General features: G+C 38.7%; 14 protein-coding genes and 12 tRNA genes. 22 read left to right on the top strand and 4 right to left on the bottom strand.

Annotation, left to right across the window (positions count from 1 at the left end; genetic code table 11):
* Positions 1-32 precede the first annotated feature (32 nt).
* From JCM9140_RS20890 to JCM9140_RS20835, 13 genes are all read left to right on the top strand, one after another.
* Positions 33-117: transfer RNA gene (locus tag JCM9140_RS20890), tRNA-Tyr, on the top strand.
* Between the two features lie 8 nt (positions 118-125).
* A tRNA-His gene (locus tag JCM9140_RS20885) sits at positions 126-201 on the top strand.
* 11 nt (positions 202-212) lie between these two features.
* Positions 213-287: transfer RNA gene (locus JCM9140_RS20880), tRNA-Gln, on the top strand.
* 4 nt (positions 288-291) lie between these two features.
* Positions 292-363 (top strand) — tRNA-Gly (locus JCM9140_RS20875).
* Between the two features lie 8 nt (positions 364-371).
* Positions 372-447 (top strand) — tRNA-Arg (locus JCM9140_RS20870).
* A 183-nt stretch (positions 448-630) separates the two neighbouring features.
* Positions 631-701: transfer RNA gene (locus JCM9140_RS20865), tRNA-Gly, on the top strand.
* Positions 702-711: 10 nt separating this feature from the next.
* Positions 712-785 (top strand) — tRNA-Ile (locus tag JCM9140_RS20860).
* Between the two features lie 6 nt (positions 786-791).
* A tRNA-Asn gene (locus JCM9140_RS20855) sits at positions 792-866 on the top strand.
* Position 867: 1 nt separating this feature from the next.
* Positions 868-958: transfer RNA gene (locus JCM9140_RS20850), tRNA-Ser, on the top strand.
* Between the two features lie 23 nt (positions 959-981).
* Positions 982-1,056, top strand: a tRNA-Glu gene (locus JCM9140_RS20845).
* Between the two features lie 15 nt (positions 1,057-1,071).
* Positions 1,072-1,224 (top strand): hypothetical protein, encoded by a 153-nt coding sequence (locus JCM9140_RS24035; RefSeq protein WP_156314949.1) that lies wholly within the window; start codon positions 1,072-1,074, stop codon positions 1,222-1,224.
* Positions 1,225-1,248: 24 nt separating this feature from the next.
* Positions 1,249-1,324, top strand: a tRNA-Lys gene (locus JCM9140_RS20840).
* A gap of 13 nt (positions 1,325-1,337) precedes the next feature.
* A tRNA-Leu gene (locus JCM9140_RS20835) sits at positions 1,338-1,419 on the top strand.
* Between the two features lie 50 nt (positions 1,420-1,469).
* On the opposite strand, the gene yidD is transcribed toward JCM9140_RS20835, so the two are convergent.
* Complete coding sequence (gene yidD / locus JCM9140_RS20830) at positions 1,470-1,697, bottom strand: membrane protein insertion efficiency factor YidD (RefSeq protein WP_034751242.1); 228 nt, start codon at positions 1,695-1,697, stop codon at positions 1,470-1,472.
* Between the two features lie 156 nt (positions 1,698-1,853).
* On the opposite strand from yidD, the gene comGC reads away from it, so the two are divergent.
* The 8 genes from comGC to JCM9140_RS20785 all read left to right on the top strand — a co-directional run bounded on the left by comGC (position 1,854) and on the right by JCM9140_RS20785 (position 5,671).
* Entirely contained in the window at positions 1,854-2,147 is a 294-nt protein-coding gene (gene comGC / locus JCM9140_RS20825; RefSeq protein ID WP_034751239.1) for a competence type IV pilus major pilin ComGC, read from the top strand.
* Positions 2,147-2,599, top strand: coding sequence for a competence type IV pilus minor pilin ComGD (comGD, locus tag JCM9140_RS20820; RefSeq protein ID WP_034751236.1), 453 nt, complete (start codon positions 2,147-2,149; stop codon positions 2,597-2,599). Before comGC ends, comGD begins: the two co-directional genes overlap by 1 nt.
* Before the next feature lie 275 nt (positions 2,600-2,874).
* Positions 2,875-3,333 carry a competence type IV pilus minor pilin ComGF gene (locus JCM9140_RS20810; RefSeq protein WP_034751229.1) on the top strand — a complete coding sequence of 153 codons (459 nt, stop codon included), beginning with the start codon at positions 2,875-2,877 and terminating at the stop codon, positions 3,331-3,333.
* Entirely contained in the window at positions 3,330-3,779 is a 450-nt protein-coding gene (comGG, locus tag JCM9140_RS20805; protein ID WP_034751226.1) for a competence type IV pilus minor pilin ComGG, read from the top strand. Before JCM9140_RS20810 ends, comGG begins: the two co-directional genes overlap by 4 nt.
* Entirely contained in the window at positions 3,709-4,209 is a 501-nt protein-coding gene (locus JCM9140_RS20800) for a shikimate kinase (RefSeq protein ID WP_081727808.1), read from the top strand. The genes comGG and JCM9140_RS20800 overlap by 71 nt, the downstream gene beginning before the upstream one ends.
* Before the next feature lie 43 nt (positions 4,210-4,252).
* Positions 4,253-4,453: a YqzE family protein gene (locus JCM9140_RS20795; protein ID WP_034751224.1), complete on the top strand. Its 201-nt coding sequence runs from the start codon at positions 4,253-4,255 to the stop codon at positions 4,451-4,453.
* A 132-nt stretch (positions 4,454-4,585) separates the two neighbouring features.
* On the top strand, positions 4,586-5,290 hold the full coding sequence (locus JCM9140_RS20790; protein WP_034751222.1) for a helix-turn-helix transcriptional regulator: 705 nt from the start codon (positions 4,586-4,588) through the stop codon (positions 5,288-5,290).
* 138 nt (positions 5,291-5,428) lie between these two features.
* Positions 5,429-5,671 carry a DUF2626 domain-containing protein gene (locus tag JCM9140_RS20785; RefSeq protein ID WP_034751219.1) on the top strand — a complete coding sequence of 81 codons (243 nt, stop codon included), beginning with the start codon at positions 5,429-5,431 and terminating at the stop codon, positions 5,669-5,671.
* Positions 5,672-5,920: 249 nt separating this feature from the next.
* Here JCM9140_RS20785 and JCM9140_RS20780 read toward each other — a convergent pair whose 3' ends face one another.
* Positions 5,921-6,556 (bottom strand): MBL fold metallo-hydrolase, encoded by a 636-nt coding sequence (locus JCM9140_RS20780; protein WP_034751216.1) that lies wholly within the window; start codon positions 6,554-6,556, stop codon positions 5,921-5,923.
* Between the two features lie 215 nt (positions 6,557-6,771).
* On the opposite strand from JCM9140_RS20780, the gene JCM9140_RS20775 reads away from it, so the two are divergent.
* Positions 6,772-6,960: a DUF2759 domain-containing protein gene (locus tag JCM9140_RS20775; protein WP_034751213.1), complete on the top strand. Its 189-nt coding sequence runs from the start codon at positions 6,772-6,774 to the stop codon at positions 6,958-6,960.
* Between the two features lie 53 nt (positions 6,961-7,013).
* Here JCM9140_RS20775 and JCM9140_RS20770 read toward each other — a convergent pair whose 3' ends face one another.
* Both JCM9140_RS20770 and JCM9140_RS20765 read right to left on the bottom strand, forming a co-directional pair.
* Entirely contained in the window at positions 7,014-7,808 is a 795-nt protein-coding gene (locus tag JCM9140_RS20770; protein WP_034751211.1) for a YqhG family protein, read from the bottom strand.
* Positions 7,786-8,897: DEAD/DEAH box helicase (locus JCM9140_RS20765; RefSeq protein ID WP_034751208.1), on the bottom strand; the 1,112-nt coding region annotated here is incomplete at its 5' end. The genes JCM9140_RS20770 and JCM9140_RS20765, both read right to left, overlap by 23 nt.

The raw sequence follows: 8,897 nt of genomic DNA, 5'->3' as shown, positions 1-8,897 counted from the left end.
AAAAGAATAGTAACATTCTCTCATTTATTTGTGGAGGGGTAGCGAAGTGGCTAAACGCGGCGGACTGTAAATCCGCTCCCTCAGGGTTCGGCGGTTCGAATCCGTCCCCCTCCACCACTATTATGGCGGTTGTGGCGAAGTGGTTAACGCACCGGATTGTGATTCCGGCATTCGTGGGTTCAATTCCCATCAGCCGCCCCATTTATCTTATATTGGCTATCGCCAAGCGGTAAGGCAACGGATTTTGATTCCGTCATGCGTAGGTTCGAATCCTGCTAGCCCAGCCAATTTGCGGAAGTAGTTCAGTGGTAGAACACCACCTTGCCAAGGTGGGGGTCGCGAGTTCGAATCTCGTCTTCCGCTCTTGATTAGCGCCCTTAGCTCAGCTGGATAGAGTGTTTGACTACGAATCAAAAGGTCGGGAGTTCGAATCTCTCAGGCGCGCCATTTTCTCTTTATTAATGAATTTAATACCATGCGGGTGTAGTTTAGTGGTAAAACCTCAGCCACGAGCACAACATCTATGAATAATCTACGAGTTGTCTTGACGCATTTTCTTCTGTGAAATACTAGAAGAGGAAAAGACATGATAGGTCGTGAGAATATTTTTAAACATGAACTTAATAATATGCGGGTGTAGTTTAGTGGTAAAACCTCAGCCTTCCAAGCTGATGTCGTGAGTTCGATTCTCATCACCCGCTCTTTTACTGTGGGCCTGTAGCTCAGCTGGTTAGAGCGCACGCCTGATAAGCGTGAGGTCGGTGGTTCGAGTCCACTCAGGCCCATATTATTCCACAGTAGCTCAGTGGTAGAGCAATCGGCTGTTAACCGATCGGTCGTAGGTTCGAGTCCTACCTGTGGAGCCATGGAGAAGTACCCAAGTGGCTGAAGGGGCGCCCCTGCTAAGGGTGTAGGTCGTTTACGCGGCGCGAGGGTTCAAATCCCTCCTTCTCCGCCATGGACAAGCTTTACAATAAAAGTGGCCCGTTGGTCAAGCGGTTAAGACACCGCCCTTTCACGGCGGTAACACGGGTTCGAATCCCGTACGGGTCACCATCATGATTTTTATCTTTGGATAAACAGCAAGAGCCATTAGCTCAGTTACGAGCGAAACTTCATGAGAAAACAACGAGTTGTTTTGACGCAGACAACTACGAAGCGTTACGAGAAGAGGAAAGAACAGGTAAGACAACGAAGCGAAACATCGTCCTTATGCTTTCGTGAATATCATCTTTGAAATTACAGCAAGAGCCATTAGCTCAGTTGGTAGAGCATCTGACTTTTAATCAGAGGGTCGAAGGTTCGAGTCCTTCATGGCTCACCATTCATATGAATACGCGGGTGTGGCGGAATTGGCAGACGCGCTAGACTTAGGATCTAGTGTCTTATGACGTGGGGGTTCGACTCCCTTCACCCGCATAGTAAAAAAACCATACATTCTGTATGGTTTTTTTTACTATGCGCGAGTATCATTTGGTTTGTTTTTTTTCAGGGACATCGTCAATTCCCCCTGGATGAAAAGGATGGCATTTTAGAAGTCGTTTTACAGTTAACCAGCTCCCTTTTATAGCTCCAAATCGTTTAATTGCTTCTAGTCCGTAATGAGAACAGGTTGGGTAAAATCGACATGTTGGTGGTTTTATCGGTGAAATTACCATCTGATAAAATCGAATGAGTGCTAATAAAATTGCTTTCATGTTTTTTCCTTTCAAAAATTATTTTTAGATGGAGAAGGAAAACGTCATTTTTTGTCTAATTATATCAAATAATCCTATAGAAGGGAGGTTTCCTATATATATCCGTCAGTATCTCCATTTTACCCCGTTTTAAAAATTCCTCAGAGGTGATGAAAATTGAAAAATGAAAAAGGCTTTACCCTTGTTGAGATGTTAGTTGTATTAATGATCATTTCCATTTTGCTCCTCATAGCGATCCCCAACATGTCTCGAAATAACGAGGTCGCAGCTGATAAAGGTTGTGAAGCAACTGTTAAACTCGTTCAAGCTCAAGTGTATTCGTATAAGTTTGAAAAAAAATCCTATCCTGATAACTTAAGTAAGCTCTATCCAGATTTTGTTGATCGCTATGAATGCCCAGATGGTTCATCTTTAAATTATAACAAAGAATCTGGTCAAGTTAGCAAGTGATGAAATCGGATTATTCCTCTGGCTACACCCTCATTGAGCTTCTTCTAACTTTATCGATTCTATCGATCCTACTGCTTATTCCGATTACAAAATCCATGTCCAGTACCACTATCACTCCCCAAGAAGCAGAATTAATTGCCAAACAAGTAAAAGAGCAACTTATTCTTGCTCAGCACGTAGCCATCGCTCACAATCGAAATGTTCATATCCGTGTTGATCAGGATACAAAAGAATTTCGTATTCGTTTTGCTATTGGAGGTGATTATTTAGTTGTTCCTTTTCAACATTCGAGTATGTTATTTGAACGTATGACGATCTTTCCAAATTCTATCTATTTTTTACCAAACGGCCATCCAGGTGTCTCTGGCTCTTTCTCGTTGCGTATTGGCGACCACAAGTATCAATATACTGTTTATTTAGGGAAAGGGATGGTTGCTTATAGGAAAATGTAATGGCTTTACATTAATAGAAGTACTATTTGCATTTAGTTTTTTTATTGTGTTTAGTGCTTCTGTTGTCCCTCTGCTGAACATTGTATACGCAGAAAGACTCTCTATTCAACAAGAACAAAAAGCCCTTCTTTTATTGGAGGAAACTGTGCTTCACTATTCAGCAGGGGAAAATGTTAATGAGAGGGAAGTGGAGGGCATTTATATTACTCAGAGGGATCTGAGAGGAGAGATTCATTATTTTTGTGCTAGTTGGGCTGGCAAGAATGGGAGGGAATATGAGACATGCTTTCCTGCGTCTAGGTCATAAAGGCTTTTCACTTGTCGAGCTGCTAATGGCTTTATCTATTTTCTTGGTTCTTGTATCGTTTTTTCCAACTTTAACATTGATAAGAACAAATGGTTATCAGACAGATCCTACATCTTCTCAGCAAGTGATGACCTTTTTTAACCAATTAGCTCACGATGTGCGAGAATCGGATGATGCTAGGCTCAATGAAGGTCGCTTACAGTTAGTGCATTATACAGATGATGTTCTTGAAATTGAATTAATGCCATCAAAGCAGCTTAGAAGAACAAGGAACAGGGAGGGACATAATCTCCTGTTGGAGAATGTAAAAAGCTTTTCTTGTCAGATCGAGAACAAACTTGTGGCATGCAGTATTGAACTATTAAATGGGTACAAGGAGAGTAAAACAATGCTAATGGCTTATGTAAGGGGAGGGAGAGGAGAATGAAAGGTGAAAGTGGATTTATCTTTCCGGTTACATTAGTAATGTGCGCGATTATTATGCATGTTTTGCTTTATCAAGTAAATGTATATATGCTGGAAAAACGATCGATGTATGAACAAGAAAAGCTTATGATGACAGAATCGATCATTCGAGTAGGAATTACAGAGTTTTTACGTAATGATTATGAACCGATCACGAATCAAAAGATTGTCTTTCCTTATGATGAAGGGACCGTTACACTGTTAATTGAGGATTATTCGCAAGGAATAAGTCGGATTTCTATATTAGCAACTCTAAAAACGGGTCAAGAAAGACGGGCTGGTTTTCGATTTGATTGGAATGAAAAAACAGTGGAAGATTATTGGGAGGTTTCAAAACGTGTCACAGCTATATTACATTACCGGATTTATGGGTTCTGGAAAAACAACCATTGGACAAGCATTAGCTAAAGAGTTGGAATACAACGTTGTCGATACTGACCAATGGATTGAAGAAAAAATGGGGTTGAAGATTTCTGAGATCTTTCAAGAGAAAGGTGAGGCTTACTTTAGAGAGCTAGAAACAAGTGCGCTGAAAGAGATTGAAGGGAGTCACATGATCATTACAACAGGTGGAGGTATTGTTGTAAACGATATTAACAGGCAGATCATGTCTTCAAAAGGGAAGATTGTTTACCTTCAAGCAGATTTGAATGAGTTACTAAGGCGTCTAGAAGGAGATCAGTCGAGGCCACTTTTGCAACATAAAGACCGTGAACGTATTCAACACTTGTATGACTCTCGATTAGGGTTTTACGAACAAGCAGATGTCATTATAAATACGAAAGGAAGAACGATTGCAGAAATTGTTACACAATTAAAAACCATAATGAAATCTTAACATTTTGGCTATACTAGCATATAGATGTTAGGAGTGAAGCAGAATGTCTTTAAATGACTATGTAAAATTTTTAACTCAACAAGCTGTTATACGAATGGATCAGCCAAAAGAGGAGCGGCATTCTAAAAGGCTGGAGAAAAGAGCTGATCGTGCTCCCTTTTCAAGCCATTATTTTGGAGTGATTCCGCTTGGGTTATCTTTGTTTTTTCGAAAAAAAAGAAAAAAGAGAATAAGAAAGTATTAAAAAAGCGAAGATGTCTTTGACTCCCTTCGCTTTTTGTTGTCGAAATTTAATGAAAATGCGAATCATTTCTTTTCAATGATCTTAGAACTATACTATAATAGGGTGAGCGCGGTAAGTATGGGAGTGAACATTATGGACCAAAATACACTTAAGATTACAAATGTTTTGTCAGATCCAACACGATTTTCCGTGTATCAGTATATTACAAAACAACGAGAAAACGTTACCGTTCAGCAAATTGCTGAACAGTTTAGTATCCATCCGAATGTGGCGCGTCTTCACCTTACGAAATTAGAAGATGTTAACATGATTGTGTCAGAGACACAAAAGACGGGTAAGGGAGGACGTCCAAGCCGTTATTATAAACTATCGGACGAGGTCATTCAATTACAATTCCCATACCGGGATTATCAGAGGTTAGCGAAGATGGCTTTGGAATCATTGGTGGAATTCGGTGATCGTGGGATAGAAGCATTGAATAAAATGGGCTTTAAGTATGGACAAGAGTGTGCCGATTTATATGTGAAACAATTTCGATTTGATCTGTCAAATTTAACGATGAATGAAAAAGTCAAGATCATAGAGCAGATTGCAATTAATCAAGGGTTAAATCCTGATATTCAATATTCAGAGGAAAAAGATGAAATAGAGTTTAGTATCTATAATTGCACGTTTAAAGAGTTAATGTCTGAGTATTCAGCTTCGCTATGTTCGATGCATCATGAATTATTTAGAGGTATTTTTTCCTATTTTCTTGGAGAGCATACCCTTAGAGATAATATGAAATTAACCGATCCTAAAGCAAAGGCATGCTCGTATGCAATCATTAAATTATAAGGTGACACAGTTTTGCCATTCATCAAGGCATTTACAGTAAAGAAGTAGTCGTATATAATAGGCATGTATTAATCATTTGCTATCCTAAACAAATACTGTCTTGTATGGCAAATTTGTTCATGAAGGAGGGAAACCCAAATGGATCGTATGTATCGTGTTTTAGCATTTTGGACAGGAATTTTTGCTGTTCTGTTCTTCGCTGGTCATATGTATAATGTGGCATTGTTATTTTTTGCACAAACAGGTGCATTATTAGCACTAAGCTACCTAAACTTATCTGAACGTGTGTACATTTACATTTTTGGTGCCTATTTAACGATTTTCTTCGTAGGGTTCACGTATTATGCAACGTTCTTGTTAGTGCCAAGTTTTGGTCATTAAGATAAGTACATATGTACTGAAGAGAAACCGTTTCCTTTATGGACGGTTTCTTTTTTTGAAAAGTTAATACTATTGACATAGTGTTTATCTATTTTATAAAATAGAATAGATTGGTGATCTTTGATAGGGAGTCCCCCTCCCCCTCAAGGTTCTTACATCAATACGATTTACTCCCCGTAGTTTCCAACATTGTTGGGAGCCCTTTTTCTTTCTAAATAAAAAAGCAGTTGCTTTTGCAACTGCCTTAGTTTAAAAACCAGTAAGGAAAGGATTGCTATCCATTTCGCTGCCAATGGTTGTTGTAGGGCCATGTCCACAGGCTACGATCGTTTCTTCAGGTAATTCGAGAAGCTTTTTATGTATACTGTCTAATAACTGCTGATGATTGCCTCCTGGTAAATCTGTTCTACCAATACTTTGTGCGAATAAAGCATCCCCTGAAAACACAATTTGCTCACTTTCGACGTAATAAGAAACACTACCTGGAGAATGACCAGGTGTTTCAAATACAGTGAATTCGAATGTCCCAATTTTTATCGTTTTTTCTTCATTAATAATTTGATCGGCCTCATTTATTCGAATACCATTAGTCCCTAAAAAGCGAGATGAACCGTTTTTGGCAGGATCTTGTAGCCAGTCTTGTTCTTGCTTGTGGATATAGACAGGGCAGTTATATTCAGTTCGTACATCATCAACAGCTCCTATATGATCAAAATGGGCGTGTGTTAACAAAATAGCCAGTGGTTTTAACTTCTCCGATTTTAACCAGTTAAGCAAGGCTTGTCCATCACCACCAGGATCAATAACAATAGCGTCTTTTGATTCATTTTGCAAAATATAGGCGTTGGTTTGTAATGGACCAAGTGGAATTTGCGTCCAATTCATAGATATCCCTCCAATTTGTATTCTGTCTTTAATCATACAATACTAGAAGCGACTCGACAAACCGTTCAAAAAAGAGTAAAATAAATGAAAAATGCCCAATATAATTATGAGGAATTTTGTACTAGCTTCGTCAAATTTAGAGGCTGACAACGTTCTCAAATAGCTTTATAATAGGACTAGTTGAATTGGGATTTCTACATAAGGAGGGGAAGGCAATGATCTTTTCTATTATCATGCTGATTACGGCACTATTATGTGCGGTAGCAATCGTTCGTGAAGTTCGCAGAAAGAATTTCTTGGCAGTAGGATTTGCTGGGATTTCATTTGTTGTATTTGGATGGTTTGCAATTGCAACAATTATTTCAATTGTTACAACAGGTGGAGGGGCACCAACTTCTTATTAAGATTTACACTAAAAAAGCAACTACACATGATGTAGTTGCTTTTTTCATTTGATTTAAAACACCTGTTGTTCTAAATAAAACATGCCGCCATTAATCATGGATACATGGATATGTGGTTCGTATTGCTCCTTTAATGCTTGCTTTTCAACGTTGTAGCTCTCAGGTTTCTCATCGTAATCTTCATAAAATTGCTCTAAGAGGGACAAATCAGCCTCCCATCTTTTCACTGCTTCTTCAGCCCAGCTTTGGTCCTCGTTTTCTGCATAGGTTTGGACCATTTTCTGCAACCTGATTAAACCACTATGAACGGTAATAAGAGGTGATAATTTAAAACAAAAATCAGGAATATTAGGTGATAGTTCTTTTTCTTGCAGCTTATCGTAAAACTGCTGAACGATTTGCCCGTGTATTAAGTTCAAACCTAGCGATAACAATACATCTTTTTTCCGATCGCATTGAAAGGAGACTTTCATGTTTAAGCATAACCATGGTTGAAGAGGGATAGACTTCCTTCCAGATGCTTGGATGTTCTCATAGAGACGAATGAACCCTCCTAAGTCACGTGTGGATTGAAACAATTGGTGAAGCCTCGGAGCTCCAAAATGGATTTGCTCTCCTTTTACATCATCTGGTGCATTATTTTGATCTGTGATGAACGTTACCTTCATCGGATTAGGTTCTCCACCTGTTTTCTCGAGGTAATGCCAATAAAAAGGTCGATTCATTAATAATTTATCTAACTCAATTGATAGCTGAACTTGTAAGTAGCTTGATGTGTTTTCTATTATTGGACTATCGTTTGCTTCGAAATAGCGTTCTAAAAAATTATGAACTTGAGGCTGTTGCATCGATTGATTCCTCCTCATTCGAATTGACTGCTTCCTCTTGAGCTTCATTCATAATGGCGGCAAGGTGATCAAATTTGATTCGCATCTCGCCTTCAGAATCTGAATGTAATAAAATATCTTGCACATGCTCTTCAACAGAAGGTAAGTCAATCTTTGTTAAAATATCATCTAGTTCACCAATGACGGCTTCGAATAAATGGATCTTCTCATAAAGCAGTTTTAAAATATGTTGTTCTACCGTGTCTGTAACAGCAAAGTTATAGATTTTAACATCTTCTTGTTGTCCGAGGCGGTGAATTCGTCCAATTCGTTGTTCGATTCTCATCGGATTCCAAGGAAGGTCGTAATTGATAATATGGCTACAGAATTGTAAATTAATCCCTTCTCCACCAGCCTCCGTGGCAATCAGAACTTGAGCATGATTTTGGAAAAGTTGTCTCATCCAATCTTTCTTCCCTCTTTTAAAGCCCCCACGAAATGGGACGGAGGAGATGCCATTTTGTTTTAAAAACCATTGTAAATACAATTGAGTGGCACGATATTCTGTGAAAATGATGACTTTATCGTTGATGTTTTTAATAATCTCTAAAGCTTTTTCGGCTTTTGCATGACCATCTACTTCACCAATTTTATTTAATAGTCTCTCAGCTCCAGAAAGTTCACGCCCATCTGCATGCGCACGTTCAACCATATTTTTTAATGTCATAAAAGCGGCCTCTCTGCTGCTGCATAACTCTCTTTTTAACGTAAGCAACCCAAAATGGTTGGCGTCATCTAACTTCTCGATTTCTTCATAAAAAGCCCGTTCTGATTCACTAAATTCAATAGGTACGGTCTCGACAATTCGTTTTGTCCATTCAATTCCTGTTTCTTCACGTCGATTACGAACCATTACTTTGTTTACTAATTCTTTTAACTTCTCTTCATTTTTTGGAGATCGTTTATTTGAACGATATTCTTTTTCAAAGGAAGAAATATCGCCCAAATGTCCAGGCTTAAGCAAGGAAACAAGATTAAAAATCTCTTCAAGCTTGTTTTGAACAGGTGTAGCTGTTAGAAGCAGGCAAAACTTCTTCTTTAAGCTTTTGA

The organism is Halalkalibacter wakoensis JCM 9140 (assembly GCF_000513095.1).
Taxonomy (GTDB): Bacteria; Bacillota; Bacilli; order Bacillales; family Bacillaceae_D; genus Halalkalibacter; species Halalkalibacter wakoensis.
This window is presented reverse-complemented; position numbering and strand designations above follow the sequence as displayed.

What these genes read in the sequence shown, in the direction of transcription:
- JCM9140_RS20790 (WP_034751222.1), top strand. Translation starts at nt 4,586, where the DNA reads ATGGACCAAAATACACTTAAGATTACAAATGTTTTGTCAGATCCAACA.
- yidD (WP_034751242.1), bottom strand. Translation starts at nt 1,697, where the DNA reads ATGAAAGCAATTTTATTAGCACTCATTCGATTTTATCAGATGGTAATT.
- comGG (WP_034751226.1), top strand. Translation starts at nt 3,330, where the DNA reads ATGAAAGGTGAAAGTGGATTTATCTTTCCGGTTACATTAGTAATGTGC.
- JCM9140_RS20770 (WP_034751211.1), bottom strand. Translation starts at nt 7,808, where the DNA reads ATGCAACAGCCTCAAGTTCATAATTTTTTAGAACGCTATTTCGAAGCA.
- JCM9140_RS20780 (WP_034751216.1), bottom strand. Translation starts at nt 6,556, where the DNA reads ATGAATTGGACGCAAATTCCACTTGGTCCATTACAAACCAACGCCTAT.
- JCM9140_RS20785 (WP_034751219.1), top strand. Translation starts at nt 5,429, where the DNA reads ATGGATCGTATGTATCGTGTTTTAGCATTTTGGACAGGAATTTTTGCT.
- JCM9140_RS20775 (WP_034751213.1), top strand. Translation starts at nt 6,772, where the DNA reads ATGATCTTTTCTATTATCATGCTGATTACGGCACTATTATGTGCGGTA.
- comGD (WP_034751236.1), top strand. Translation starts at nt 2,147, where the DNA reads ATGAAATCGGATTATTCCTCTGGCTACACCCTCATTGAGCTTCTTCTA.
- JCM9140_RS20795 (WP_034751224.1), top strand. Translation starts at nt 4,253, where the DNA reads ATGTCTTTAAATGACTATGTAAAATTTTTAACTCAACAAGCTGTTATA.
- JCM9140_RS20810 (WP_034751229.1), top strand. Translation starts at nt 2,875, where the DNA reads ATGAGACATGCTTTCCTGCGTCTAGGTCATAAAGGCTTTTCACTTGTC.